At 61.8% G+C, this 25,266-nt stretch carries 26 protein-coding genes and 1 riboswitch; of the genes, 22 read left to right on the top strand and 4 right to left on the bottom strand.

The window, feature by feature from the left end:
* Positions 1-358: 358 nt before the first annotated feature.
* Positions 359-814, bottom strand: coding sequence for a YybH family protein (locus NKH49_RS02785; protein WP_352502912.1), 456 nt, complete (start codon positions 812-814; stop codon positions 359-361).
* 1,130 nt (positions 815-1,944) lie between these two features.
* Between NKH49_RS02785 and NKH49_RS02780 the strand changes: the two genes are divergently transcribed.
* From NKH49_RS02780 to NKH49_RS02715, 14 genes are all read left to right on the top strand, one after another.
* Positions 1,945-3,489: a Fic family protein gene (locus NKH49_RS02780; protein WP_352470527.1), complete on the top strand. Its 1,545-nt coding sequence runs from the start codon at positions 1,945-1,947 to the stop codon at positions 3,487-3,489.
* A 182-nt stretch (positions 3,490-3,671) separates the two neighbouring features.
* A riboswitch (TPP riboswitch) is annotated at positions 3,672-3,788 on the top strand.
* A gap of 103 nt (positions 3,789-3,891) precedes the next feature.
* On the top strand, positions 3,892-5,727 hold the full coding sequence (gene thiC / locus NKH49_RS02775) for a phosphomethylpyrimidine synthase ThiC (RefSeq protein WP_352612565.1): 1,836 nt from the start codon (positions 3,892-3,894) through the stop codon (positions 5,725-5,727).
* Complete coding sequence (thiO, locus tag NKH49_RS02770) at positions 5,724-6,725, top strand: glycine oxidase ThiO (RefSeq protein ID WP_352612563.1); 1,002 nt, start codon at positions 5,724-5,726, stop codon at positions 6,723-6,725. Before thiC ends, thiO begins: the two co-directional genes overlap by 4 nt.
* Entirely contained in the window at positions 6,694-6,891 is a 198-nt protein-coding gene (gene thiS / locus NKH49_RS02765; RefSeq protein ID WP_023679205.1) for a sulfur carrier protein ThiS, read from the top strand. The genes thiO and thiS overlap by 32 nt, the downstream gene beginning before the upstream one ends.
* Before the next feature lies 1 nt (position 6,892).
* Positions 6,893-7,666, top strand: a complete 774-nt coding sequence (locus NKH49_RS02760) for a thiazole synthase (RefSeq protein ID WP_352502588.1) — start codon at positions 6,893-6,895, stop codon at positions 7,664-7,666.
* A complete protein-coding gene (locus NKH49_RS02755) occupies positions 7,663-8,268 on the top strand; it encodes a thiamine phosphate synthase (protein ID WP_352470532.1) in 606 nt (201 codons plus the stop codon). Before NKH49_RS02760 ends, NKH49_RS02755 begins: the two co-directional genes overlap by 4 nt.
* A complete protein-coding gene (locus NKH49_RS02750) occupies positions 8,259-9,032 on the top strand; it encodes a hydroxymethylpyrimidine/phosphomethylpyrimidine kinase (protein ID WP_352502600.1) in 774 nt (257 codons plus the stop codon). Before NKH49_RS02755 ends, NKH49_RS02750 begins: the two co-directional genes overlap by 10 nt.
* A gap of 849 nt (positions 9,033-9,881) precedes the next feature.
* Positions 9,882-10,607 carry a GntR family transcriptional regulator gene (locus NKH49_RS02745; RefSeq protein ID WP_023679209.1) on the top strand — a complete coding sequence of 242 codons (726 nt, stop codon included), beginning with the start codon at positions 9,882-9,884 and terminating at the stop codon, positions 10,605-10,607.
* A gap of 3 nt (positions 10,608-10,610) precedes the next feature.
* Entirely contained in the window at positions 10,611-11,669 is a 1,059-nt protein-coding gene (locus NKH49_RS02740) for an ADP-ribosylglycohydrolase family protein (protein WP_352925120.1), read from the top strand.
* A complete protein-coding gene (locus NKH49_RS02735) occupies positions 11,666-12,652 on the top strand; it encodes a PfkB family carbohydrate kinase (protein ID WP_352612560.1) in 987 nt (328 codons plus the stop codon). Before NKH49_RS02740 ends, NKH49_RS02735 begins: the two co-directional genes overlap by 4 nt.
* Before the next feature lie 39 nt (positions 12,653-12,691).
* Entirely contained in the window at positions 12,692-13,753 is a 1,062-nt protein-coding gene (locus NKH49_RS02730) for an ABC transporter substrate-binding protein (RefSeq protein WP_352470536.1), read from the top strand.
* A 68-nt stretch (positions 13,754-13,821) separates the two neighbouring features.
* Positions 13,822-14,691, top strand: coding sequence for an ABC transporter permease (locus tag NKH49_RS02725; RefSeq protein ID WP_352470537.1), 870 nt, complete (start codon positions 13,822-13,824; stop codon positions 14,689-14,691).
* Positions 14,691-15,479, top strand: a complete 789-nt coding sequence (locus NKH49_RS02720; RefSeq protein ID WP_352470538.1) for an ABC transporter permease — start codon at positions 14,691-14,693, stop codon at positions 15,477-15,479. Before NKH49_RS02725 ends, NKH49_RS02720 begins: the two co-directional genes overlap by 1 nt.
* Positions 15,479-16,546 carry an ABC transporter ATP-binding protein gene (locus NKH49_RS02715; protein ID WP_352502585.1) on the top strand — a complete coding sequence of 356 codons (1,068 nt, stop codon included), beginning with the start codon at positions 15,479-15,481 and terminating at the stop codon, positions 16,544-16,546. Before NKH49_RS02720 ends, NKH49_RS02715 begins: the two co-directional genes overlap by 1 nt.
* A 547-nt stretch (positions 16,547-17,093) precedes the next feature.
* Here NKH49_RS02715 and NKH49_RS02710 read toward each other — a convergent pair.
* The gene (locus NKH49_RS02710) at positions 17,094-18,134 is read right to left on the bottom strand and encodes a site-specific integrase (RefSeq protein ID WP_352612556.1); all 1,041 of its coding nucleotides are present in this window, start codon (positions 18,132-18,134) and stop codon (positions 17,094-17,096) included.
* A gap of 8 nt (positions 18,135-18,142) precedes the next feature.
* Positions 18,143-18,556 carry an excisionase gene (locus tag NKH49_RS02705; RefSeq protein WP_352470541.1) on the bottom strand — a complete coding sequence of 138 codons (414 nt, stop codon included), beginning with the start codon at positions 18,554-18,556 and terminating at the stop codon, positions 18,143-18,145.
* A 766-nt stretch (positions 18,557-19,322) separates the two neighbouring features.
* On the opposite strand from NKH49_RS02705, the gene NKH49_RS02700 reads away from it, so the two are divergent.
* The 4 genes from NKH49_RS02700 (at position 19,323) to NKH49_RS02685 (ending at position 23,107) form a co-directional block, all read left to right on the top strand.
* Positions 19,323-19,634, top strand: coding sequence for a hypothetical protein (locus tag NKH49_RS02700; protein ID WP_352502583.1), 312 nt, complete (start codon positions 19,323-19,325; stop codon positions 19,632-19,634).
* Complete coding sequence (locus NKH49_RS02695) at positions 19,634-20,680, top strand: DUF7146 domain-containing protein (protein WP_352612732.1); 1,047 nt, start codon at positions 19,634-19,636, stop codon at positions 20,678-20,680. Before NKH49_RS02700 ends, NKH49_RS02695 begins: the two co-directional genes overlap by 1 nt.
* 313 nt (positions 20,681-20,993) lie before the next feature.
* Positions 20,994-21,929, top strand: coding sequence for an SLOG family protein (locus NKH49_RS02690; RefSeq protein WP_352612554.1), 936 nt, complete (start codon positions 20,994-20,996; stop codon positions 21,927-21,929).
* Positions 21,930-22,777: 848 nt separating this feature from the next.
* Positions 22,778-23,107 (top strand): DUF736 domain-containing protein, encoded by a 330-nt coding sequence (locus NKH49_RS02685; protein WP_352502581.1) that lies wholly within the window; start codon positions 22,778-22,780, stop codon positions 23,105-23,107.
* 193 nt (positions 23,108-23,300) lie between these two features.
* On the opposite strand, the gene NKH49_RS02680 is transcribed toward NKH49_RS02685, so the two are convergent.
* On the bottom strand, positions 23,301-23,516 hold the full coding sequence (locus NKH49_RS02680; RefSeq protein WP_023674290.1) for a helix-turn-helix domain-containing protein: 216 nt from the start codon (positions 23,514-23,516) through the stop codon (positions 23,301-23,303).
* 122 nt (positions 23,517-23,638) lie between these two features.
* Between NKH49_RS02680 and NKH49_RS02675 the strand changes: the two genes are divergently transcribed.
* From NKH49_RS02675 to NKH49_RS02660, 4 genes are all read left to right on the top strand, one after another.
* Positions 23,639-23,917 carry a DNA -binding domain-containing protein gene (locus tag NKH49_RS02675; RefSeq protein ID WP_352612552.1) on the top strand — a complete coding sequence of 93 codons (279 nt, stop codon included), beginning with the start codon at positions 23,639-23,641 and terminating at the stop codon, positions 23,915-23,917.
* A 168-nt stretch (positions 23,918-24,085) separates the two neighbouring features.
* Positions 24,086-24,271 (top strand): transcriptional regulator domain-containing protein, encoded by a 186-nt coding sequence (locus NKH49_RS02670; protein WP_352452199.1) that lies wholly within the window; start codon positions 24,086-24,088, stop codon positions 24,269-24,271.
* 46 nt (positions 24,272-24,317) lie between these two features.
* Entirely contained in the window at positions 24,318-24,842 is a 525-nt protein-coding gene (locus NKH49_RS02665; RefSeq protein ID WP_352470697.1) for a DUF2285 domain-containing protein, read from the top strand.
* 125 nt (positions 24,843-24,967) lie between these two features.
* Entirely contained in the window at positions 24,968-25,258 is a 291-nt protein-coding gene (locus NKH49_RS02660; protein ID WP_352502580.1) for a helix-turn-helix transcriptional regulator, read from the top strand.
* Positions 25,259-25,266: the final 8 nt, after the last annotated feature.

The following is a 25,266-nucleotide window of genomic DNA, read 5'->3' as shown; positions in this document are numbered from 1 at the left end:
TTGAGCCGCTACTTTGCCCAATGATAATTAGTTGTCTCGGCTCAGATGCATTTGACGAGATGGACGGGTTCTTGGAGAACCGCGGATTGCCCACGACCAAATGAACAAGAGCCCTCGGCGGCGCGCCGAGCCGGAGAACGCTCTAGTCCCGGCAAGTGGTGGTCAGCCGGAATTGACGTTCTGCTGAGCTCGAATCTTACCGCCTCCCTGATCGGTAGCGCGATAGATCCAGAGCCGACTCGATGAGCAGACCCATCAAGTCTGTTCAATTTTGTTAATCAATTCAGTCACATCAACTATTGCCATGGACTTTCGTTGGAACTGTTGCAAGCCGCGCCGGCCTCACGGGTCGCGGAATCTATTGGGCCGCACCAAAGTTCCAGATGTCCCGATGCAGGCGCCACGTCCCGTCGTCCCCTTTTTTCCAAACGACAATGTACTTGCCCGCAACGGTGGAAGGGGCACCGCCTTTGCTCGGCACACCGAGCGTAAATGCGCCAACTTCGTAGGCGAGATTCCCGCTCTCTTCCACTTCCAGCGCCTTCAGGGTGAGATTCTTCATCCCGGCCTTGATTGCGCCCTGCCAGAATTCTTCCACGCCCTTGCGGTCATCGACGCGTTTGCCGTCGGGTGGCAGCAGGGCGGCATCGTCGGTATACATTTGACCTACCGCTGCTGCGTTTCCGCTGTTGAAGGCGTCCATGAATTTTACCAACGCCGCTTCGATGTCCTCACGAGCCGAGTGGGCGGCCGCAGACAATGCAGACGAAACAAGCAGCACAGCAGCAAATGCAAATGACTGAACCAGTCTCATTTCGTCCTCCCTTGCGTGCCCGACATGCCCACCCGATGAATAGCGCCGACCCAAGGGCGCCGCGGCGCGTTCGATGGCCAGGCGCCTATTTTATTAGACTTATCTGATATGACGGCGCAAGCGCAACTGCGACCCTCGGAATGACCAGCGTAGCAGCTGCCGGAGAACTTCAAAGCGGCGGCTACCGCCTCACTGCCCTCCTCGTCTCGACGAAAGAGTTCGTTCGAATGATGCTTTTCCGTGGCTTTGCTCGCAAGTTTTCGTCAGCCAGCACAGGGCCTCCTCTTACGGTCGCTGGTCGTCAAGGCCCAGCGGCCACTAGCTGACAGTCCCCCCCGTAGCCAAGCCGCTGGGCCCCTCGACGTGGGGAACGAGCATTGGAGAGATGTCTCGCTTTCCGTTACAGCCCGAAGGCGGGTGACAGATGACCGCGTCAGCCTCTCCACTCCGAGCTACGTTTTCACGCATTCGATCAGGCACAGCTCTCTCGGGCTAGCGCGCCAAGCATGAGTCAGCTCCCGAATGAGCAGGTGCCGCCCAGTTCAGCTTCGGCCCTTGCGCGCGCAAAGTATTGGGCGAGATCGATCGGCAGTCCGATCGGCAAATTGGGGCAGCGATGGCGAGAATGAATGCCAGGAACTTCCCTTCGGTGCCGCTTCGTCGATCTGTCTGCCGAGAAGACGCGCGCTGCGTGCCGCCCCTCATACCGCAGAGAACTCACTTCAGGTCACACACACACGACGCCACCGAGATCCTGCATCACTTTTCTACTCCGACGCCGCCACGTCACCAAGATCAGTCGCAAGCGTGATCGCGGCTATCGATCGCGCACCAGAGCGCTCTATGAGTGAGCCCCGAACGGCGCGCTCGAGCAATCCGGCTCGACGTAAGGCGGGCCATCCGTGCCGGCCTCGTGACTAAGACGGGCGAATGGCGGTTCCTGGACTCACCTTTTTGGTCTGAAGTCGCTTCCTTGAGCCGGTGGCGGAGTTCTTGCTTGATCGACCTCAGCACTGTTTTAGAATCGGTTTTCGGAAAATTTGTCTTGTGGCATCAATTTTCATGGGATAGGATCATTTTTCATAGGTTTTGCCGACTAAACCAAAATTCAATGGAAGGATTCGCGTTTCATGCCTGCGGTGCAACAGCACCAATTTTCAGGTCCTGTTACCGTTTTTCAGGAAATCCGCCTTCCTGAAACGGCGACCCCGGCCGGGTACAGCGCCCTGATCGGAGCCTACAGGCTCGCCGCGCCCTTGCCCCGTAGGTTGTTCGCCACTGGCGAGCATCATCGCATTACCGAACGGGATGGCTGGCGGATCATGACCCCCCGCCATGCCCCAAATCCTACCCTCGAAGGCCACCTGACCTTTGCGCTCAAGTACGAGGGACTGGACCTTGCCGTCCTCAAGCGGCTGTTCCAAGTGACCGGTCCCGCGCCGATCGAGGCGCTGGTCCGTGAAAGCCCGACCGGCAGTTATGCCCGCCGCATCTGGTTTTTATATGAATGGCTGAGGGACGCGCGTATCGATCTGCCGGACGCGGAGGCCGGACGATACATTCCGGTTGTCGATCCCGAGCTGCAGTGGCCCGGACCCGACAAGACCGCTTCGCGCTATCGCGTAAGGGACAATCTCCCCGGCACGCGTGAGTTCTGCCCTCTGGTGTTCCGCACCAAGATTCTCGAAAAATTCATCGGCCTTGAACTACCGCGGCGCGCGGAGGCAATCGTAGCGGACGTGCCGCGCGACCTCCTTGCTCGGACCGCCGCCTTTCTTTTGCTCAAAGACTCGCGATCAAGCTATGCGATCGAGGGCGAGCACCCGCCGCAAGATCGCATCCAGCGCTGGGGCCGCGCCATCGGCGAAGCCGGCCGCTGGCCGATCGATCGCGATGAGCTGCTGCGTCTGCAAAGAATTGTACTTGGTGACGCTCGTTTCGTAAGACTTGGCTTCCGAAAAGAAGGAGGTTTCGTCGGTGAGCATGATCGAGACAACGGTACGCCCTTGCCCGATCACATCAGCGCTCGGCCCGAGGACCTGCCGCGGCTAATCGATGGAATGGCGGCGTTCGATCAGGGCCCCGCGCAAAAGCTTGATGCAGTCGTAGCCGCCGCAATCCTCGCCTTCGGCTTTGTCTATATTCACCCGTTCGAGGACGGAAACGGCCGCATTCACCGCTACCTAATCCACCACGTCCTTGCCATGCGCGGCTTCAATCCGCCGGGAGTGGTCTTTCCCGTCTCGGCCGCGATCCTGGACCAGATCAACGAGTACAGGGGCGTGCTCGAGAGCTATTCGCAGCGCCTTCTGCCGTTGGTGGAATGGGAACCGACGCCGCAATTCAACGTCCGGGTGCTGAATGACACCGGTGATTTCTACCGGTTCTTCGATGCAACCCCGCACGCCGAATTCCTCTATGCTTGCGTTCAGCGGACGATCGAACGGGACCTTCCCGAGGAAACCGCATTTCTGCAGCGCTACGATCAGTTCCGGCAGCAGGTGGACGCCTTTATCGACATGCCCGAGCGGTTGACCGATCTGCTCTTCCGTTTTCTTCACCAGAATGATGGCCATCTATCGAACCGCGCGCGCGAGAAGGAATTCGCCGCGCTGACCAGTGACGAGGCAGGAAGAATCGAGGCGATCTACGCGCAAACCTTTGGTGCCCATTGAAGGTGTGATCATCAGGATCGATTTTTAGTCCGACGCTTTGCGATTCCCTTGTCCTTGCCTTCATCTCCGACGCTTGACTTGTCACCGAGACATGCACGATTTTTTCCGCACGGTCTGACCGGCCGCCGATCAGCCGCGGCCAGAACGCGCTTGACAAACCGGAGCCGTCCCGTCCAACCTCACGCATTCACCAGGGGAGTCCCGGCAAGGGGCTGAGATACTGCTGGCTTTCGCGGCGCAGTGACCCGTTGAACCTGATCCAGTTCATACTGGCGTAGGGACGGTGCAAGCGCTTTGCGGGAGTTCACGCCCGAGGTCCTGTTTCGGCAGGTCGACAGAAGCGTCTTTTCATCCTTCCGGCACAGAACTGGGTCTCCAATGCACGAGCAAAGGAGCCTCAAGATGAATGCCCTCACCCCCGCCGTGTCGACGGGACCGCTGCCTGCCTCACGCAAAATCCACAAGCCCGGTGCCATCCACCCGCAGATCAGGGTGCCGATGCGCGAAATCTCCGTCCATCCGACGGCAGGCGAGCCGCCGGTGACCGCTTACGATCCGTCCGGCCCCTATACCGACCCGACTGTCGAAACCAGCATCGAAAACGGCCTTGCACGGCTTCGCCATGAATGGGTCACCGCGCGCGGCGATGTCGAAGCCTATGACGGCCGCCACGTCCGGCCAGAAGACAATGGGTTTGCGGCGGGCGAGCGCCTAACACCGGAATTTCCAGTCCGCAACCGGCCACTCCGGGCCCAGACCGGCAAGGCGGTGACACAGCTTGCCTATGCGCGCGCTGGCATCATCACGCCCGAAATGGAGTTCGTCGCCATCCGCGAGAACCTTGGTCGCGAGATCCTGCACGGCAAGCTTGAGCGCGACGGCGAGGCCTTCGGCGCGGCGATCCCCGACTTCGTCACGCCTGAATTCGTGCGCAACGAGGTGGCGCGCGGACGGGCGATCATTCCCGCCAACATCAACCATCCCGAGAGCGAGCCGATGATCATCGGCCGGAATTTCCTGGTCAAGATCAACGCCAATATCGGTAACTCCGCCGTCACATCGTCGATGGCTGAAGAGGTCGAAAAGATGGTGTGGGCGATCCGCTGGGGCGCCGACACGGTGATGGATCTGTCGACCGGCCGCAACATCCACAACATCCGCGAATGGATCGTCCGCAACTCGCCGGTGCCGATCGGCACGGTGCCGCTCTACCAGGCGCTCGAGAAAGTCGGCGGCATTGCCGAGGATCTTACCTGGGAGGTTTACCGCGACACGCTGATCGAACAGGCCGAACAGGGCGTCGACTATTTCACCATCCACGCCGGCGTGCGGCTGCATTACATCCCGCTGACCGTTGACCGGGTCACGGGTATCGTCTCGCGCGGCGGCTCGATCATGGCAAAATGGTGCCTGCACCATCACCGGGAAAGCTTCCTCTACGAGCACTTTGCGGAGATCTGCGACATCTGCCGCGCTTATGACGTCTCCTTCTCGCTCGGCGACGGCCTTCGTCCCGGCTCGATCGCCGACGCCAACGACGCGGCGCAATTCGCCGAGCTGGAAACGCTCGGCGAGCTGACGCAGATCGCCTGGGCGAAAGATTGCCAGGTGATGATCGAGGGGCCCGGCCACGTGCCGATGCACAAGATCAAGGCGAACATGGACAAGCAGCTCGCCGTCTGTGGCGAGGCGCCGTTCTATACGCTTGGACCGCTGACGACCGACATCGCGCCGGGCTACGACCACATCACTTCCGGCATCGGCGCGGCGATGATCGGCTGGTTCGGAACGGCCATGCTCTGCTACGTCACGCCCAAGGAGCATCTCGGCCTTCCCGACCGCGATGACGTCAAGACCGGCGTGATCACCTACAAGATCGCAGCGCACGCGGCCGACCTGGCGAAGGGCCACCCGGCGGCGAAAGTCAGGGATGACGCCCTTTCCCGCGCGCGCTTCGAGTTCCGCTGGGAGGACCAGTTCAACCTGTCGCTCGACCCCGAAACCGCACGGTCCTTCCACGACCAGACCTTGCCCAAGGAGGCGCACAAGCTGGCACATTTCTGCTCGATGTGCGGACCGAAATTCTGCTCGATGCGTATCTCTCACGACATCCGCGCCGAGGCACAGAAAGAGGGCATGGCGGCGATGGCGGCGAAATACCGCGAGGGCGGCGATCTCTACGTGCCAGCGGACGAGATCGGCGCACCGGTCACGCCTCAGCCAGGTAAGCCATCATGAAGGTGCTGATAAAGGGGGCCGGCGTCGCCGGCCTCACCGCCGCCTTCGAACTCGCCGCCCGCGGCGCGACGGTTACCGTTGCCGAGACAAGGCCTGCCCTTGGGGGCAATGCGTCGTGGTTCGCCGGCGGCATGCTGGCGCCATGGTGCGAGCGTGAAAGCGCCGAGCAGCCGGTGCTGGACCTTGGACGTGACGCTGCCGACTGGTGGGATGCGGTGCTGCCGGGTCAGGTGACACGGGGCGGAACACTTGTCGTGGCCGCCCCGCGTGATGCCGGCGAGCTCGACCGCTTCGCCAGCCGCACGTCGGGCCATCGGCGTGTCGATGAAGACGAAATTGCGCTCCTGGAACCCGACCTCGCCGGCCGCTTCCGGCGCGGACTGCTCTTCCCAGATGAGGCTCATCTCGACCCGCGCCAGGCGATGGCAGCACTTCATGACAAGCTCGCAGCCATGGGTGTCAAATTCCACTTCGGCACCGACGCCCGGCATGTTTCCGGTTTCGATCGTCAGATCGACTGCCCGGGGATGGCCGCCGTCGATGACAGGCTTCGCGGCGTTCGCGGCGAAATGCTGATCCTAAACACGCCAGACTTCTCGCTGTCGCGCCCGGTCCGGTTGCTGCATCCGCGCTTTCCGCTCTATGCGGTACCGCGTGCCGACGCCCAGTTCATGATCGGTGCGACGATGATTGAAAGCCGGTCCGCCAGACCGGTCACGGCGCGTTCGATGATGGAGCTTCTGGGTGCTGCGTATGCCCTCCATCCGGCCTTTGGCGGGGCCGGGATCGTTGAAGCCGGCGTCGGCGTCCGTCCAGCCTTTCCCGACAATCTGCCGCGCGTCGAAATGAGCGGAGACACCGTCGCGATCAACGGGCTCTATCGCCATGGCTTTCTTCTCGCCCCCGCCATGGCGCGCCTGGCGGGCGAAATTGTCTTCAATCACGACAAACCCGTGGAGCTTGCTCATGAAACTGATGGTCAACGGCAAAGTGCATGAGGTTGCCGCCACCACGCTGGCCGAGCTGCTTGCCGCGCTTGACTATGAGGGCGATTGGCTCGCGACCGCCGTCAACAACGACCTCGTGCACAAAGCCAGCCGGGCGGAATTCCAATTGAACGACGGCGACCGGATCGAAATCCTCTCGCCGATGCAGGGAGGCTAGCATGTTCGATCTTCTCGGGACGACGCTTCCCTCCCGCCTGCTTCTCGGCACCGCTCAATATCCTTCGCCGGCCATCCTTGCCGATGCAGTCAGGGCATCGGGCACCTCGGTGGTGACCGTCTCGTTGCGCCGTGAGATGGGAGGCGGCAGGGCCGGCGAAAAATTCTGGTCGTTGATCCGGTCGCTTGGTGTCAGAATCCTGCCCAACACTGCTGGCTGCCACTCCGTCAAGGAAGCGGTCACGACCGCACAAATGGCGCGCGAAGTCTTCGGCACGCCCTGGATCAAGCTCGAAGTGATCGGCAATCACGACACGCTGCAGCCGGACGTGTTCGGTCTGCTCGAAGCCGCCCGCATCCTGTGCGAGGACGGTTTTGCGGTGTTCCCGTATACTACCGACGACCTTGTCGTCGCCGAGCGGCTGCTTGCGGCGGGCTGCAAGGTCTTGATGCCCTGGTGCGCACCGATCGGTTCCGCCCTCGGGCCGGTCAACATCACGGCGCTGCGCTCGATGCGCGGACATTTCCCTGATGTCCCGCTGATCGTGGATGCTGGTCTCGGACGGCCATCGCACGCGGCAACAGTCATGGAGTTCGGCTTTGATGCCGTGCTCCTGAACACAGCGGTCGCCAAGGCGGCCGATCCGGTCGGCATGGCGCGTGCGTTCGGCAAGGCGGTCGACGCCGGTCGAGAAGCTTTCAGCTCGGGGATGCTCGAACCCCGCGACGTCGCGGTGCCATCGACACCAACATTCGGCAGGGCGGTTTTCTCATGAAGCTCGATCCCTTCTACCTGATCGTCGACAGCGCCGCCTGGATCGAACGGCTGGTGCCACTTGGCGTCAAGCTGGTTCAGTTGCGCATCAAGGATAGGGACGAGGCCACGCTGCGGACGGAAATCCGCCGCGCGAACGGCGTCTGCGCGGTCCATGGTTGCCAACTGATCGTCAACGACTATTGGCGGCTCGCCATTGAGGAAGGCTGCGACTTCGTCCATCTCGGCCAAGAGGATTTGGCTGCGGCTGACCTGCTGGCGATTAAGTACGCCGGATTGAAGCTCGGGCTCAGCACGCACGATCATCTCGAACTGGAAACGGCCATCGCTGCCGAGCCCGACTATATCGCGCTCGGCCCCATCTATCCCACCATCCTGAAGCAGATGAAATGGGCGCCGCAAGGGCTCGAGCGGATCAGCGAGTGGAAGCATCGGGTGGCGCCGATCCCATTGGTCTCCATCGGCGGCCTCAACCCCGACCGGCTCGACGGTGTCTTCGAGGCTGGTGCGGACAGCGCGGCGGTGGTCACCGACATCACGTTGAATGCCGATCCCGAAGCGCGCACGCGAGAATGGATCGAAAAGACAAAGCCATGGCGCTGAGGCGAGAACCGCGTGTGCTCGTGGTTGGCGGATCAGACTCCAGCGGTGGGGCTGGAATTGCACGTGATATCGAGACGATCTCTTCCATTGGTATGCGCACCTGCCTGGCTGTCACAGCGCTGACGGTGCAGACGCACGAAGCCGTAATGGAAATCCATCCTTCGAAGCCCGATCTTGTGGCCGATCAGATGTGCGCCGCGCTGCAGGCCAACAAGGTGGCGGCAATTAAGATCGGCATGCTCGCAACGGCCGAGATCGTCGTTGCCATTGCCGGCGTGCTGCGCGAAAATCCGCAGGTGCCGGCAGTGCTCGATCCGGTGCTGGCCTCGAGCTCCGGCCGGGGGCTTCTGGAAGCAGGTGCCATCGCTGCCATGAGGCGCGACCTGATGCCGCTTTGCTGCCTTGTGACCCCCAATCTCCTCGAGCTGGCGCTCCTTGTTGGTGCGGAACCGCCAGCCGACGAGAGCGACGCGGTGAGACTGGGACGGAAATTGCTGGCAGCCGGCGTGCCGGGCCTGCTGATCAAAGGGGGCCACGCATCAGGACCTCGATCAACCGATATTCTGTTGCGTTCCGATCAAGAACCAATTCGCTTCGACGCACCTCGTCTTGTCGCATCAATCCGCGGGACGGGTTGCATGCTGGCTAGCGCGATTGCGGCGCATCTGGCGAAGGCGAAGCCGCTCGAAGACAGTGTGCGCGAAGGCAAGCGGCTTGTCTTGGCCATGTTTAAGAAGAATGCAGCAGACCGACGAAACTTGTAAAATTTTCCAACTCTCGAAAGACACGCCTGCCTCTCGCGGGTCCGGGCTGGTAATTTCGCCTCGTAATTCACCTCACTCGAGAGGAGTAGTTTGACGGCCTCGCCAGGCGGCGACCGCGAGATCAACGATGGCGAGGCGGCCGTCGTGCGCCGTATCTAGTGCGTTGGCATCCTTTCCCCACATCCGACTGCGATCCTGGAATTCACCTTGGTCGCGAGCTCCTGCTAAACGACGCCCCTCGACGGGAGCGGTCGATCCCGCGTCTCGGCTGCGGCGGCGCTAGGCTGACGCTCCCTAGGCCGTCCTGTTGAATCGGACTCGGGATCACGAACTGCCTCCGACAATGAATGAACATTGTCCGTCTTACGGCCATTTCATCGTCACCGCCGATGTGCTCAAGCGATGCAGGCCATTCCTGTCATTCAAGGGATTATCGGCTTCGAAAAACAGTGAAGCTTCATCCGTCCTTGCATCCGCTTCGCTCAGGCTCAGCAGACGTCAGCAGGTTCTTCACCAGGTTAAGAGCGAGGGCGTGTGGCTCAAGCCGGCTTGGCACGAGGGCCGGGAGGTGATCGCGGTGTTCGAGACCGAGCCGACGCGAAACCCAACCACTTTATGTGGCTCGAGTGGTGTGAAGGTCGGATCAGCTTCATTCGCGACTACCGCAATGCCCGCTATGTTGCCGATGATGCGGAGCTGGCGCTGGACGCCACGTCCCACGGCGACGGAACCGGCAACTATGCTCGTCGCGACGCCTAATCAAGCCCGATGGCAGCTCCATCCGGCACTCGTTGACAAGCCTGCCGTGATATGAACAGGATTATACAGGCTCACTGAACAGGTACCCATATGAAGCGGCGCTCGGTTCAACTGTCTCCCGGCACGGGCAAGCCCGAACAGATCGCCACCGTTCTCGAACATGAAATCCGCTCCGGTGTTCTCGGCTTCGGCGACCGGCTGCAAAGCGAGAACAAGCTCGTCCAGCGTTTCTCCGTCAGCCGCAACACCGTCCGCAAAGGCCTCGAGGAACTGTCCAACCGCGGGCTGATCACGACCAAAGTCGGCATCGGCTCTTTCGTCACCTTCGATGGCAAGCCCGTTGATGACTCCATCGGTTGGTCGCGGGCGCTCGCCAACGCCGGCGCCAACGCCGAGACGCGGACGCTGCGGCTCGAGGTGATCGAGGACCCCGGTCTTGCCGCACTGCTTGGTATAGAAAACCCGTTTTTCATCGCTGTCGACCGGGTGCGCACCAATGCCAGCGACGGCCACGCCATCTCCATCGAGCGCAGCCGCCTGCCATTGTCGCCGGAACTGGAGGACGTGCCGTTGCGCGGCCTGCGCGAAGGCTCGCTGCACCAGACGCTGCGCGGCGCGGGCCTCATTCCCGACCATGGCGAGGAATGGGTCGGCATCGAAATGCTCAACGCCGAGGACTCTGCAATCCTCGGTTGCCCGCAAGGCACGCCGTTTCTTCGCGGTCGCCGGTTGACCCGCGCCGCCGATGACCGGCCGATCGAATATGTGACCAGCCTGCTCAACCCGGCGCATTTTGCGCTGCATATGAGGTTCTGAGTGATGCCGGACGACAACACCGGGAATATGACTGATCGGGCCATGGGGGCGCTTGTCGGCGGGGCACTGGGGGATGCGCTGGGCATGCCGACGCAGCTTTTGTCGCCGGCCCGGATTGCCGAACTCTACGCCCATGTAGAGGGCTTCATTGCTCCTTTCGCCGACCATCCGGTGTCGAAGGGGCTTCCCGCTGGAACGATCACCGACGACACCGAACAGGCGCTTCTGCTTGGCCGTATCCTGGTTGAATCCGGTAACCGCTTCGATCATGCGCGGTGGGTCAACGCGCTGCTCGACTGGGAGCGCGACGTCAAAGCGCGCGGCAGCTACGATCTGCTGGGACCATCGACCAAACGCGCCATCGACGCCATCAACAATGGCGTGCCGGCCGAGGAAGCGGGGCGCAGCGGCGACACAAATGGTGCGGCCATGCGCATTGCGCCGGTCGGCATCATGATGCCGCCAGAGCCGCTGGACGCGCTGGTCGCCAAAGTTGCCGAGACCTGCCGGGCCACGCACAACACCTCGGTTGCCATTGCGGCCGCAGCCGCCGTTGCGGCGGCCGTCAGCCGCGGCGTCGCAGGCGGCGACTGGCGCGCCGCTTCCGACAGCGCCATCGCCGCGGCGAGGTGCGGAGCAACGCTCGGCCATTGGGTGACCGGCGGTGACATTGCTGCGCGCATTGGGTGGGCGCAGGAGCTTGTGCGCGGCAAGGCGACGAAGGACGCGATCCGGCTGATCACCGATCTGGTCGGCACCGGCGTCGCCAGTCAGGAGTCCGTTCCGGCTGCATTCGCCGTGCTGGAAGTCGCCGGCGGTGATCCCTGGCAAGCGGCGGTCATCAGCGCCAATCTCGGTGGCGACACCGATACGATCGGCGCCATCGCGACCGGCATGGCCGGCGCCTGCACCGGCTTTTCCCGACTGCCTCAGAACCGCATTGCAGACCTCAAGGGCATCGACATTGCGGCGGTTGGCGCGCTCACCGCCGACCTTGTTGCGGCCCGTATATCCAAGCGCCGTGCCGACAGGACGGGTCCCGGCAAGGATGCGGCGGCATGAGTGGGCGTCTCGTCCATGTCGGCAGCGCGGTGGTCGACTATGTCTACCGCATCGACGCCTTGCCGGCGCCGGGTACGGAGAAGACGGCGTCGAGCTACACGCAAGTCGCCGGCGGCGGCTTCAACATGATGGTCGCGGCCAGCCGCACCGGCATGAAGGTGGTGTTCGGCGGCCAGCTCGGCAGCGGACCCAATGGCGACTTCCTGCGCACGGCCTTAGCCAATGAGGGGATCGAGACGCTGACGACGCCATCGCCCGTCATGGACAGCGGCAATTGCGTCGCCATGATCAGCAGCGATGCCGAGCGCACCTTCGTCTCGTGGCCTGGTGCGGAGAGCTTGCTCAGCCTTGACATGATGGCGCCCGTCTCGGTCGCCCCGGGGGATTGGGTGTTCACCTCCGGCTATACGCTTAGCTATCCGGGAAGCCGAGACGCGCTTGTCGACTGGATCGAGGCACTTCCGGCCGACACACCGCTTGTCCTCGACCCGACACCTGTCGTCGTCGACATTCCCCGCCCTATCCTGCCTCGGATACTCGCCCGCACCACCTGGTTGAGCTGCAACAGGATGGAAGCGGCCGCGATTGCCGGTCCGGGCGACGTCGAGGCACTCGCGTCACGGCTTCTTAGCGACCACTCCCCGAAGGCCGTCGGCGTCGTTATTCGCGCCGGACCGAAAGGCTGCCACATACGGCTGGCCGATGGCTCGGCGCAAACGAGTGCCGGCTTCGAGGTCGACGCCATCGACACCAATGGCGCCGGCGACACCCATATCGGCGCTTTCGTCAGTGCGCTGGCGCGCGGCGCGCCGCCTTTTGAAGCAGCGCGCTACGCCAATGCGGCGGCGGCCATTTCCGTCACCCGCCACGGTGGTTCATCAGCGCCGACCGACCACGAAATCCAGACATTCCTAAGCCATGCCGGCGGTCCGCCGATCGGCCTCCATGGCCGGAAGCAAGAGGCCAAACGCCCGACAGCCTGACAAAGCCCGGGAAGCGGGCAAACACAGAGAGGAACGAACATGCGCATGCCCGACTTGACTGCCCTGCTGACGGCGACCGCCGTCTTCACCTCCGCACTCGCATTTGCCGCCAAGGCCGACGAGGTGCACGTACTCAACTGGAAGGGCTACGGCGCCGACGAGCCGTGGGCCATCGAAGCCTTCGAGAAGGCGACCGGCCACAAGGTCGTCAACGATTTTTTCAATTCCGAACAGGAGATGCTGACCAAGCTCAGGACCAATCCCGGCCTTTACGACGTGGTCATGATCAACGCCGCTTTCAACGACCAGGCGATGGCGGAAAAGCTGATCCAGCCGATCGACACGTCCAAGCTGCCGAACTTTCCCGACATCAGCAAGGACAAGGCCGGATCGCCGATGCTCGTCCATGACGGCAAGGTCTATGGCGTGCCGTGGGTCTGGGGGCTGACGGCGCTCGCCATCAATGAAAAATCCTTCGATAAGCCGCCGACGAGCATCGCCGAAATGTGGGATCCCGCTCACAAGGGCCGCGTCACCATCCGTGATGATGCCGTCGAGGCGGTTCAGTTCGGCGCCATTGCCACCGGCCAGAACATCAACGACATCAAGGATATCGAGGCGGTCAAGGCGAAGCTCACCTCGCTGATGCCGCAGATCAAGACGTTCTGGAGCTCGGAGAACGACTGGAACCAGATGGCTGCCTCTAACCAGATCGACATCGGCACCTATTGGAGCGGCTCGGCCGATCGCGCCAAGACCCATTTCAAGCTGCCGGTCTCGCTCGTGATCCCGCAGGAGGGCGCTGTCGCCTGGCTCGACGCCTTCTCAATTCCGGTCGGTTCCAAGAATGTCGCCGGCGCCGAGGCCTTCATCAACTACATGATCGACCCGAAGTTCTATGTCGAATGGGTCACCAAGGTCGGAGCCCCGGTATCCGCCAACACCAAGGCTGTAGAAGCACTTCCCGGGGATGCGTTCAACCGCAAGGTGATGGGTGACCCGGCAGTCGCCAAGCGCATTCAGTTCCAGGCGCCGATCACAGACGCCCAGCGCGAAACCTATCTGTCGCTCTGGCAGCAGCTCAAGGTCGACGTGAAGTAACAGCAGAAGCCGGGATCAGCCGACCATCCATGTCGGCTGATGCTTCCCCATCCTGGGAGGTGGATGTCATGGCAGCACAGGTTGCGGCCGCGTCGCGCAGCGGATTGAGATCGGCCTTGCCACTGCTGGCGCCTGCCTATCTCTGGCTGACGGTTGCGATCTTCCTGCCGCTCTCAGCCATGGTCTTCTTCTCCTTCATGACCGACCTGCCGCTGTCGGGAAAGCCGTGGGCGTTCACGCTCGAAAACTATGCCGCCTTCTTTTCACAAAGCCTTTATCTGACATTGCTTTTGGCCTCGCTGCGCCTCGGCCTCGAGGTGACGCTGTGGTGCATCGTCATCGGTTATCCCGCCGCTTATGTGCTGGCCAAGGTGCTGAAAGGCCGCACCCGAGAGGCGATTTTCCTGCTCGTCATCCTGCCGTTCTGGTCGAACGGGCTGGTGCGTATCTTCTCCTGGGCGATGGTGTTGCGTGAAGGCGGCATTCTCGACACTGCGCTCAACGCCGTCCTGCCGTTCAAGATCAACATCGACCTAATGTATTCCTATCCGGCCGTAATCATCGGGCTGGTGCACTCCTACGTGCCTTACATGGTGCTGACCTGCTATCTGACCCTGCAGGCCATCGATGACTCGCTAATCGAAGCCGGGCGCTCGCTCGGCGCCTCGCGGCTGCAGGTGCTGAATCGAGTCATCATTCCGCTGTCGATGCCGGGGCTGGTGGCGGGCGCAGCGCTCGTCTTCGTCCCGGTTGTTGGTTCGTTCATGGAACCGCGCATCCTCGGCGGCCGTACCGGCACCTTTTACGGCACTGTCATCGAGGACCAGTTCGTCGCCGTGTTCAACTGGCCGCTGGGTGCTGCGCTCTCCTTTATCCTGTTGGCCGTCGTGCTGGTCATCCTGGCGGTTGCCTCGCCGGTGCTGCGGAGGGCTACGTGATGGCGACGACACGTGTTCTCGAATGGCTCGGCCGCCTTTACATCTGGCTATTGCTCGCCTTCCTCTATGTGCCAATCATCATCATGGCGCTAATGTCTTTCAACGTTTCGCCCTTCTACCAGCTGCCGTTCGAATGGACGGCGGAATGGTATGTCTCGCTGTGGCAGAACGACCAGCTTATCTCAGCCACCTGGAACAGTGTCGAAATCGCAGTCATCACTACCATCATCTGCGTCGTGCTTGGCTCGGCGGCGTCACTTGCGCTCTACCGCTATGAGTTTCGCGGCAAGAAATTCCTCCAGGCGCTGCTGTTTCCGCCAATCGCCATTCCGTGGCTGATAACCGGCACAGCGATGTTGATCTTCTTCTTCGGCGTCGGCATTGGGCGCGGCCTGTTCGCCATCCTGCTTGGCCATGTCGCGCTTGCGCTTCCCTACGTCATTGTCGTCGTGTCGGCCCGACTGCAGACCTTCGCGCACGAGCTGGAAGAGGCGGCGCGCTCGCTCGGCGCCAATCAATGGCAGTTGACGAACCGCGTCACGCTGCCCTGGATCATGCCGGGCGTCATTGCCGGGGGGCTGTTCGCCTTCGCCGTGTCCTTCGACCAGTTCGTCGTATCCTACTTCTTGTCGACGCCGGGCCAGACGACGCTGCCGGTCGAAATCTACGCCGCGATCCGCAAGGGTTTCACGCCCGAGATCAATGCGGTCTCGACGATCATCATTGTCGTGTCGATGGCGCTGATGCTGCTGACAGCGCGCTTCTTCAAATTCGGCGGAGAGAAATAATGGCTGGCGTCCAAGTAGCGAACGTGTCGCGCGCTTTCGGTGCCCACAAGGCGCTGGACGATGTGTCTATCGATTTCGCCGACGGCGGCTTCTACGCCCTGCTCGGTCCCTCCGGCAGCGGCAAGACCACGCTGCTGCGCCAGATCGCCGGCTTCGACTTTCCCGACTCTGGCCGCATCTCCATAGGCGGCGAAAGTGTCGAGCGGGTGCCGGTGGAGAAGCGGCGCATCGGCATGGTGTTCCAGAACTACGCCCTGTTTCCCAATATGAGCGTTGCTGGCAATGTCGCCTTTGGCCTGTCGGTGCGCGGCGAGCCCAAGGCGGTGATTGCCAGCGAGGTACAGCGCGCACTCGACCTTGTGCAACTCGGCAGGCTCGGCGGCCGCCGGCCGCATCAGCTGTCCGGCGGCCAGCGCCAACGGGTTGCGCTCGCTCGCGCGATCGTCATCCGGCCGCGCGTGTTGTTGCTCGACGAGCCGCTCGGAGCGTTGGACAAGGCGCTGCGGGTCGACATGCAGATCGAGCTCAAGCGCATCCAGCGCGAGATCGGCATCACCACCATCTTCGTCACCCACGACCAGGAAGAAGCGCTGACGATGAGCGACCGCATCGGCATTCTGCGCGATGGCAAGCTGGTGCAGGAAGGCTCGCCCGAGGAGATCTACGATCGGCCGAAGAGCGAGTTTGCCGCCACTTTCCTGGGCGACGCCAACATCCTTCGCGGCGACAGCACGGGCAACGGCATCCGACTGCCGGACGGCACAGCGATTGCCGCCGGCGCGGGTGCCAAGCTTGCCGCTGGGGCCAAGGCAAGCTGCGCCGTGCGGCCCGAACGCATCCGCATCTTCACCGATGCCGAGGCTCCGGATGCGGCCAACGCGAATCTGCTGCGAGGCCAGGTATCGAAGCGCATCTTCGCCGGAAATAGCAGCACCTACTTTGTCGAGCGTGCTGGCCAGACGCTCAAGGTGATTGTGCAGAACACCGGCGCTGGCAGGCTGGCGGAAGGTCAGGATGTCGTGCTGCATTGGTCGCCGGAAAGCACAGTCTTGATCGTCGCGGGGTAGCAGGCCAGAGATAGACCACTGACCGACTCAGATGGGGCTTTTGTGATGGTAAAAGATTGCGACCTCCTGGTTGAGGTCCGCGCCAGAAACGCCGATACGTCCCGCCTACGAGACCATGCCATTTTTTGGTGGTCTTGCGGCCCGGAGCAACCGATCCCGGCAATGATGATGGACAACGACATGGTTGGCATCGCCAAGGTCTTGCCGATTGACAGTTTCACTCAGAAGCGGTGCGCCGGGCTTGCGGCTAGTGCGCCGTTTGCTGCTGTTTTGAGATTTGGCCAGGCGCGTATTCATTGGCCTCGAAGACAAGCCTCCGTCAAGCCAGGCATCACGATCTTTGCCTCTAATCCTCCCAGATTCAATGTCGCTTTCGGGACCCGGCAAACCGATCCAAGGCACGGCTGCGAGCACGCGCCCTGGGGAGCCGGAGTAGACCTTTGAGCGGGGTGCGGATGGCAGTTTTGAACGTGCGATCCCATCGTCCCGAACGATGTGGATTTACCAGCAAGTCGTTATTGTTCCTGGGCTCCTTCGCCACGTTCGCTCACGACTGGTCGCGTTTCCTTTCGCCGTTTCTGTGGGAAACCTGTGGGATGAGCACACCGCGTTCGTGTCTTGTGATTTGAGTTATACTCGGAACGGTTTGCGGCGACTTGGAGAAAACCGGCTTCTTCGTGATCTTCTCGGCGGCGTCTGCCAAGAAATTAGGATGATGATGGCCGTAAGTTTCGATCAGGACATCCACTGTAATGCCAAGAAAGCCCGCAGCCTGCCACAGATCGGTGCCGGCCTGCATCATCCAAGTCGCCGCGGTGTGGCGGAACACGTGCGGAGTAACGTCGGGCCCTAGGCCGGCGATTTCGCGCGCCGTCTTGAAGCTCTTGTCTATCGACTGCACCGGCTTTCCATTCCATTCCACGACAAAATCCTGCGATATCTTGCGACCGATGTTCGCACTTTTGCCGCGCGATTTGGTCTCGAGGTGAAGATCAGTGCGCGCCCAGCGCCGGAGGTGCGCCAGCAGTCGCTCGGGCAACGGTACAGGGGGTTGGCGCTTCTTGGTCTTCCTTGCGCCGGTGGCACCGCGATAGAAGATACCGCGGTCTAGGTCCACATGACCGCGCCCTTTCGTTGGGCGCATGGCGGCACCGCAGATTGCGGCCGAGCGCGTTCCTGTATAAAGTGCGACGAGGATGAAGCGCGCGAGATGTCGCCCAGTGCGCCGGCCACTCGCTTGGCCCTTCCATGTCTGCTTCATTCGCCAAGCTGCCCAGATCAGTGCGGCCGCCTCACTGCGGGTCAACCAGCGTTCGCGGGCGGCGGCCTTGTCTGGCAGGGTGATGACCGGTGCGGCGGTTGTATAACCCTCCTTGCGGTAGTAGTTGATGGCGGCACGAAGATCCTCGAGTTGGCGGCGCGCCGCGGCTTCGGTGGGGCGCGACGCAATGTACTCGCGGCAGAGTTTGCCATTGATGGCGGCGAGAGTTTTTTCCCCGAAGTAATCAAGGACCTTATCCAGCCGAGCCGCCGTCTCTTCTGGTGTCGCGTGCTTCGGTGCAACCTCTTTAAGGTAGAGGTTGACCACATCGGCAATTAAGACGTCCTCGGCTCCCCGCGCTCGGTGGTATTTGCTTCCAATGTAGGCGGCGAGCGCCTTTTCAGCTTCAGTTCCTGGACGGCCTTTTTCGCCGCCGCCAGCGCTGATGAAGCTGGTTCCATCGCGGATAAACCATCCAGCTTTGTTTCGGCGCGTTCCATCTTTTTTCCAGCTTTCGTCACGCCATACCAGGCGTGGCCCTTTCGAAGTCCGCGGCATAGTTCCCTCATCCTCGCGATTGCCATCAAGCTGACGTATTCCTTTCCGGCGATTAGCTCCGTTTCAAGTCGACCGGCGTCACGTTCCTTGCGTAGGCCTGCTGCGCTCATCGAGCCGTCGGGAAAGGCAATTCGCGCAGCGATTTCGACGCGCAGTGGTGTGGTCTCGTCGAATTGGTCGGGGATTTTCATAAGAAGTCCTCAGCAGTTCTTAGGTCTGAGCTGTTCGCCGACCTCGTTGAGCACTCCGTCCTGTCTCGCCGTTCTGGACACGGTCCTGCAGGAGAACTCTTCTCCAAAAAACCGGCTGCGAAAACCGCCCGCCGGAGGTGCTGCGGCGAAGAGGCGCCTTCGACCTGTCAATCGGAGTGGTTGCGCAACAAGTCTATGGCTGGCCTCTGCTTCCAGTCCGGCCAGACACACTCCTAAAGGGATCCGACCATCGTTTCAGTATCGATACGGCCGGCAGGGCCTATTGCGTCGCAACGCCCGCGCGCGCCGCGCCGCGTTCAGGCGAGCAGGGCAGCGGAGTACCTCCTTCGCTTCTTGGCTGGCAGCGTCATTGCTGGCGACGATTAGCGGCAAGCCGCCCGTGATGACCAACCACGTCCAAATCGATTTCCCGTCGCAAAAAGCGCTCTGTTCGCTCTCGAACTCAGCCGCATGCCCTCGGTGTCGCACGCCACAGCGCCGAAGGCGTGATGAAGAACGCAGATACTTCCAATGGGGCGACCGGCCCGCTCGTCGTTCATCGCCGCGCTGTGGTCCTTAATCGCTACTGCTGCACGTTTGTATGTTGCAGCCGCGTTTGTAAACAGGAACGCCGTCACTGAGTTGCTACCCCGCAACAACCTCGGTTGGCTGCCAAGCACAAGAGGACGAGGAGTGCCGGGATCTCCATGACGAGTTTGAAGGTCGAGAGAGAGGCTCTCGACTGCCCGTCTCGGAGTACATCCCGATGGCGACTACCCCTCAGAAAATTACCCTTCTGTCCTCGCGAGACATTGCCTTCAAGAACGTGGAGTTCTCCATGTCCCAGGTCCGCGTCAAGGCTGACATCTGGATCGAGGACCTACCTGACCTCGTAGCCGAAGTGACGACCCACTCGCACCTCCTCGTGCGCAAGACGACCAGTGGTTGCATCGAGCGCCTTGCCGTCGAGATTCGCGCAGGGTCGGCCAGTCCCACTGAGCCACAGGCGCCCGAACCCGCAATTCTGGGCAAGGTGCTGGAGCGCTATCAGCGCATCGACTCGCGGGAGGATGCATGATGCCCCGACGCGACGCGTCCGAACTGGCCCACCGCCTGGGCCGACAGGCCGAAGCGGTTTGTCGCCACTATCTTTCGAACGGACATCGCGAGGGACGCTACTGGCTTGTTGGCGATGTCCGAAACACGCCGGGTCGCTCTATGTTCGTGCGGCTCGTCGGCTCGCAGAGCGGAAAGGGCGCAGCCGGCAAATGGACTGACGCGGCGACCGGGGAGCATGGCGATCTTCTCGATATCATCCGCGAAAGCCGCGGTTTGAGCGACTTCAGGGACGTTGCCCATGAGGCAATAACGTTTCTCGGCCTACCGCATCCCGGACCAGAGCAGACATCAATGCGGTCGAAGTTGCTGGCCGCGCCGTCGGAAATGTCGGAGAAAGCGCGTCGGCTGTTTGCGATGTCGCAGCCGATTGCGGGTACGGTCGTAGAGGCGTATCTGCACAACCGCAGTATTGCCGCTTTGCACGGGACCGGAAGCCTGCGTTTTCACCCGCGCTGCTACTACCGGCCCGACGAACAAGCGCCGACTGAGACCTGGCCGGCGATGATCGCTTCCGTTACCGATCTCGACGGCCATTTGACTGGCGTACATCGCACATGGCTTGATCCTTCCGGCAGGGGCAAGGCACCGGTCAGTACGCCGAGGCGCGCGATGGGCGATCTTCTCGGTCACGCGGTTCGCTTTGGCCTACCGGGCGACGTCATGGCGGGCGGCGAAGGCATCGAGACCGTCTTGTCGCTTCGGTGCATCCTGCCCGATATGGCCATGGCAGCGGCACTCTCGGCCGCCCATCTTGCTGCCATGCTGTTCCCCCTCACACTGAGACGGCTCTACATCGTGCGCGACGCCGATCCAGCCGGTAACGGCGCGCGTGACACCTTGATCGAAAGAGCGAATGCTGCCGGGATCGAGCCGGTCGTGCTCTCGCCGGCACTTGGGGACCTCAACGAAGATCTCTGTACGCTAGGCTTGGATGCCGTTCGAGCAGCAGTCCGTGTTCAGCTCGCCCCGCAGGACATCGCCCGTTTCATGGCAGTGGCGGGATAACTCGGAACGAACAGCCTGTCCGCTGTCGCCATCATCACTTGGATGCTCCTGAAGTCGGAGAGAACCGCGCCTGCGGGCCTTCGAGAGGGCGATCGGCCAGCAAACGACTCGGCCCCGCAATGTCTCCGGCCGACTATTTTCCGGCGCGCTCCCCAAGGGAGCGCTTTCCATCGCGAAGCAAAATAGCCGGCCTCCACCCTCCTCCGCTGACACTCCGGCCCTTCGCTTCGCTGCGGGTGCAGGTCCGTCCCGTCCGCCGGCTTCCGTCGCCATGAAGGCCGCGAGGGTCGCGGTCCAACCGGCGGAGCATCCAATGAGCGAGCATGACGACTACGAACCACAGCACTCGTCTTCACCCATCGACCACGTCCTCACCGAACTCCAGCTCTATGGCTACCGTCCCTTCGTGGATGAGCCTGATCCTCGACCGCTTCCAGAGGGCCACTGCGTCGCCGGCGCGATGGCCGACATCTTCGACGCCCTCATCGTGGCACTGCAAGACACTCGCCTCGAGCCCGATCTCGACGATCTTCTGTGGTCGACCGTCAACATCTTTCACCGCGCCGCAGATCGGATCGAGCGCGAACTCGATCACAACGAGCAGGCGCAACGCCGCAGCCAGCGTGAGCAGGACGGCAGCGAAGTGAAATCCGTCGAGCTGGAACGCCTGACGGCCGAAGGGCAGACGCTGATCGAACGCCAAAGCGCCTTCGAACTGATGCGTGATCAGGCCGCGGAGCACTACGAGCGCCACACCGGATCGAGTTGGCGACCGCGCAGCGGATCGATGGTCAACCATCGCAACATGACCTCTGCGCTGATCGACAGCCGCGATTTTCTCAGCGCCAAGAAACGCGCCTCGCAGGAAGTCCTTCTGCCACCTGGCCCGAAAATCGCCTTCACCGCTGGGCTCGACTTCAATGACCACCAGCTGATCTGGGCCAAGCTCGACCAGGTCCACGCCAGGCATCCCGACATGGTATTGATGCACGGGAAATCGCCGAAGGGTGGCGAAAAGATCGCCGCCTGTTGGGCAGACCATCGCAAGGTACCCCAAATCGGCTTTGCCCCTGAATGGACAAAGCATGCCAAAGCCGCCCCGTTCAAGCGCAATGATGCAATGCTGGAGGCGCTGCCGATAGGCGTCATCGTCTTTCCCGGGACCGGAATTCAGGACAATCTTGCAGACAAGGCAAAGAAGCTCGGCATCCCAGTCCTCGACTTCCGCCCCAAGGGAGGCGGCGCGTAAGCGCTGCCCGCCGCTACCCTTTTTTCGATTGTACGATACGGCCGCGATCGGGCAGCGGGTACTGTATTTGCAGCTCGCTGGAGTGCTTGGCCCGGGATGCCGGATCTCCGGCTTCCTGCGCCGCCCGTCTTTTTGCGATACTCAAGTCCGCGCCCTAGCAAAGGCGCGCGACGCCGTCACGCTTGCCGTCAACGTTCAGCTGCGTCGCAGCTGGCATCACAGCTGCGAATAACGACGCCCGTTCAACCGAACAGGGCCTGGATCTAGGCGAACTCACCGAACAACCGGCGTGGGCAGGATGCTTTTTTCGGCCATCGCATTGTTAGGATCGTCGCTGACACGGCATCGCGCGACGCACAGTTCGAATCCACAACGGCGTGCCGTCTCGCTCCAAAGATAGCGCATATCCGGTGGTGCACGTCAGCCGTGACTTGAACCGTCACGTGCGTGTCTTATGCGCGTTTCCGACAACAGCTTGCGGCTTCGCGATGCCTGTACAGAGGAGCATCGACGCCGGTGATCGTCGTAGCCGGGATTTCGCCAGCGACGGTATCGCCAGGTTCTCCGTTGATGTCTCTATCTGGTGGGCCGCTCCAAACGGCCTCTTTAATGGGCTGATCTGGCCGAAGGTCGGCTGCGCCTCGATCGCCTAAGCCGCAATGGCGCCGATCGACTTTCTTCCCCTGCCGGCTGCGCCGTCATTCCTCGCGAAACAACAAAGTCACTTGGCTGCCATCCTCCGCTGGCGCTGCGGTCGCAAGCGATGCGGCGTCGATCGCCTCCGGCCCGCCGATCGCTATCGAGGCCGCAATGGTGCGGGCTCGAAACAGAGTTCAAGGAGAAAACTCATGGCGATAATCGGAAGCTTTAAGAGGACCGGCAACAACGAGTTCACCGGCGAAATCGTCACCCTCTCGCTCCAGGCCAAGAACGTCCGCATCGTCCCCGAGGCCAACCGCTCTGGCGACAACGCCCCCAGTCACCGTGTCTTCGTCGGGCGGGTCGAAATCGGCGCCGCTTGGTCCAAGCGCTCCAATGAGGGCCGCGACTTTCTCGGCCTGAAGGTGGACGATCCGAGCTTCACTGCTCCGATCTACGCCAACCTCTTCAACGATGAGCAAGGCGAAGACTACAGCCTTATCTGGTCCCGCCCCAACGGCCGCCGCAACGCGGAGTAAGGCCCCGACCAAGGCTCCGCCCGGACGAACAGGGCGGGGCCGTCCTCCTTTTCACGGCAAGATGAGCGCAGTCGCTGCCCAACGAGCTCCGTCGGACTTTGGGGCGACTACCTGTCGTGTTCGCGACTGGAGACTTCATTCCTGCATGTCGCCTCGCCGATCATCGAAAATTCGAGGTGTTTCCCGCGTCAACTCACGGTGCCGATTTTCTGATCAACTCGCATGGGTCCACATTCAGCGCAGTTGCGATCCTCCCAAGAACACTGATGCTGGCCGAGACCCGAGCGCGCTCGATCGATCCGACGTAACGCATGCTCAGTCCAGAGCGGGCGGCCAGTTCCTCCTGCGTCACGTTCTGGTCATGGCGCAGGCGACGCATGTTGGCCGCCATGATCTCCTTGAGATTCATGGCGGATTAGGGACCAGAAAGGGAACTATCGTTCTAGGAATGATCGTTCCTATTCGCTATGATTGGTGCTCGATCTAAAGGACGGCTCCTTCGAGATCGCGATCGAAATATGGTCAAATACCATGCTTAAACCGCTGCTCGATCCTGACGTCGCCGACATTGCGCCGGATGCCTCGGTCCTGACCGGCTATGACGAGGAGCGTCTGCTCACCTACATTCGCCTGCTTGACGCGGCGGCGGAAGATGCCGATTGGCGAGAGGTGGCCAGGATCGTCTTGCATATAGACCCGGAGCAGGAGCCGGAACGAGCGTACCGGTCCTGGGAAACCCATCTTGCCCGCGCGCGATGGATGACGACCAGCGGCTACCGATATCTTCTCGCTGGCGGCGCTCCGCACTGACGCGGCCGTCGCTCCACTTTGCTGAGTCGGCATAATGGTTTGCCGACTCTCCAACTATTCAACTTCCTTATCCGCCGGGAATGTTGACGCCGACGCCTCACATCCGGGTACGCGGAGAGGACAGGAACAGTGCAAGGCGATTGGACCGATCCGGCGGCGTATGCACACATGTGCAGCTACCAGGCTACGGAATTCGCTGCCGAGTATCTGATCCGGAATGACGAATTCGTGGCAGAGTGCAGCCAGCTTGCATCGCAACTCGCTGGTTCTGGAGAACCTGCCGGTCAGCCCGATCTCGCCGCCCGTTGGGGCGCGCGATTTCAAAACTGCCGGTGCCGGACTTCCGAAAGCTGACAATATCATCTGGACGGAACAGGCCTCGCCGCGCGTGCTCCGGGTCATGCGGGTATCTACATCCCATCAAACAGTTCGACCTTCCAGCCTTGCCGGAGCCAGCGTTTGGCCGCAGGACGAAGGCCTTCACATTATTTGGTCTACCTTAATTGGGAAAAGTCATCTCGTCGCTGATGACCGCGCCGGTGAATTCAACGCTACCCTTCTGCCGCTCGACGCTGCATTCGAGACGCGGCTCGATGCAGCGCGCCGGTTCTGGCGCGCACTGAACGGCCGGGCAGGAAGTTCATCTTACGGCGCGCTGCCGCAACAGACCAAGACCAGGCATATCCTCAATTTGCGCGCACATGATGGTCACCGCATGGGTGCAACCTATCGTCAGCTCGCGGAGGTGCTGTTTTCGCAAGAGCCGATTGTGCCGCGAGATTGGCGTGATCATCATCTCCGCCACAAGGTCCGAGCTATCTTACGCCGTGCAGCTTTTTTAGTCGCCGGCGGCTATCGCGATCTTCTCTTCTATCCCCACAACCGCAGCGAAAAGTCCGGCCGCCGAAGTCCTTCTTCGGGATAGCAAAGGGGTAGCAAAAACGCGCCCCCCAATCTTTGCCCTCCCTCGCCTTTCCTCATTTCGATCATGGTCCACTTCGCGCGTCCCGGCAGGCCAGGACGACAGCAGAACCGAATGGAGATCGAGCGATGTCGAAGGGTCCCGCGGACGCGCCCCAAAAGTATTTGCGCACGAAGGAGGCAGCACCCATCGTCGGGCTCTGCGTCCGCACACTCGAAAAGCACCGGACCTACGGCACCGGCCCAAAATACCGGAAGGTCGGCGGGCGCGTTCTCTACGACATCAACGACCTGCACGCCTGGATAGAGCTGGGCGCACGCACCTCCACCAGCGATGCCAACGCGACCTATGTTCCGCCGGCAAAACCCCATGCAGCCCGCGCGCCCGCCTATGTCGGCCGGCGCGACCGCAGCTCCTGATCTGTGGC

This window comes from Mesorhizobium sp. M1088 (assembly GCF_040318575.1).
Taxonomy (GTDB): Bacteria; Pseudomonadota; Alphaproteobacteria; order Rhizobiales; family Rhizobiaceae; genus Mesorhizobium.
The sequence above is the reverse complement of the archived record's forward strand: the minus strand, read 5'-3'. Positions and strand labels throughout refer to the sequence as shown.

What these genes read in the sequence shown, in the direction of transcription:
- NKH49_RS02785 (WP_352502912.1), bottom strand. Translation starts at nt 814, where the DNA reads ATGAGACTGGTTCAGTCATTTGCATTTGCTGCTGTGCTGCTTGTTTCG.
- NKH49_RS02780 (WP_352470527.1), top strand. Translation starts at nt 1,945, where the DNA reads ATGCCTGCGGTGCAACAGCACCAATTTTCAGGTCCTGTTACCGTTTTT.
- thiC (WP_352612565.1), top strand. Translation starts at nt 3,892, where the DNA reads ATGAATGCCCTCACCCCCGCCGTGTCGACGGGACCGCTGCCTGCCTCA.
- thiO (WP_352612563.1), top strand. Translation starts at nt 5,724, where the DNA reads ATGAAGGTGCTGATAAAGGGGGCCGGCGTCGCCGGCCTCACCGCCGCC.
- thiS (WP_023679205.1), top strand. Translation starts at nt 6,694, where the DNA reads ATGAAACTGATGGTCAACGGCAAAGTGCATGAGGTTGCCGCCACCACG.
- NKH49_RS02760 (WP_352502588.1), top strand. Translation starts at nt 6,893, where the DNA reads ATGTTCGATCTTCTCGGGACGACGCTTCCCTCCCGCCTGCTTCTCGGC.
- NKH49_RS02755 (WP_352470532.1), top strand. Translation starts at nt 7,663, where the DNA reads ATGAAGCTCGATCCCTTCTACCTGATCGTCGACAGCGCCGCCTGGATC.
- NKH49_RS02750 (WP_352502600.1), top strand. Translation starts at nt 8,259, where the DNA reads ATGGCGCTGAGGCGAGAACCGCGTGTGCTCGTGGTTGGCGGATCAGAC.
- NKH49_RS02745 (WP_023679209.1), top strand. Translation starts at nt 9,882, where the DNA reads ATGAAGCGGCGCTCGGTTCAACTGTCTCCCGGCACGGGCAAGCCCGAA.
- NKH49_RS02740 (WP_352925120.1), top strand. Translation starts at nt 10,611, where the DNA reads ATGCCGGACGACAACACCGGGAATATGACTGATCGGGCCATGGGGGCG.
- NKH49_RS02735 (WP_352612560.1), top strand. Translation starts at nt 11,666, where the DNA reads ATGAGTGGGCGTCTCGTCCATGTCGGCAGCGCGGTGGTCGACTATGTC.
- NKH49_RS02730 (WP_352470536.1), top strand. Translation starts at nt 12,692, where the DNA reads ATGCGCATGCCCGACTTGACTGCCCTGCTGACGGCGACCGCCGTCTTC.
- NKH49_RS02725 (WP_352470537.1), top strand. Translation starts at nt 13,822, where the DNA reads ATGGCAGCACAGGTTGCGGCCGCGTCGCGCAGCGGATTGAGATCGGCC.
- NKH49_RS02720 (WP_352470538.1), top strand. Translation starts at nt 14,691, where the DNA reads ATGGCGACGACACGTGTTCTCGAATGGCTCGGCCGCCTTTACATCTGG.
- NKH49_RS02715 (WP_352502585.1), top strand. Translation starts at nt 15,479, where the DNA reads ATGGCTGGCGTCCAAGTAGCGAACGTGTCGCGCGCTTTCGGTGCCCAC.
- NKH49_RS02705 (WP_352470541.1), bottom strand. Translation starts at nt 18,556, where the DNA reads ATGAAAATCCCCGACCAATTCGACGAGACCACACCACTGCGCGTCGAA.
- NKH49_RS02700 (WP_352502583.1), top strand. Translation starts at nt 19,323, where the DNA reads ATGGCGACTACCCCTCAGAAAATTACCCTTCTGTCCTCGCGAGACATT.
- NKH49_RS02695 (WP_352612732.1), top strand. Translation starts at nt 19,634, where the DNA reads ATGCCCCGACGCGACGCGTCCGAACTGGCCCACCGCCTGGGCCGACAG.
- NKH49_RS02690 (WP_352612554.1), top strand. Translation starts at nt 20,994, where the DNA reads ATGAGCGAGCATGACGACTACGAACCACAGCACTCGTCTTCACCCATC.
- NKH49_RS02685 (WP_352502581.1), top strand. Translation starts at nt 22,778, where the DNA reads ATGGCGATAATCGGAAGCTTTAAGAGGACCGGCAACAACGAGTTCACC.
- NKH49_RS02680 (WP_023674290.1), bottom strand. Translation starts at nt 23,516, where the DNA reads ATGAATCTCAAGGAGATCATGGCGGCCAACATGCGTCGCCTGCGCCAT.
- NKH49_RS02675 (WP_352612552.1), top strand. Translation starts at nt 23,639, where the DNA reads ATGCTTAAACCGCTGCTCGATCCTGACGTCGCCGACATTGCGCCGGAT.
- NKH49_RS02670 (WP_352452199.1), top strand. Translation starts at nt 24,086, where the DNA reads ATGTGCAGCTACCAGGCTACGGAATTCGCTGCCGAGTATCTGATCCGG.
- NKH49_RS02665 (WP_352470697.1), top strand. Translation starts at nt 24,318, where the DNA reads ATGCGGGTATCTACATCCCATCAAACAGTTCGACCTTCCAGCCTTGCC.
- NKH49_RS02660 (WP_352502580.1), top strand. Translation starts at nt 24,968, where the DNA reads ATGTCGAAGGGTCCCGCGGACGCGCCCCAAAAGTATTTGCGCACGAAG.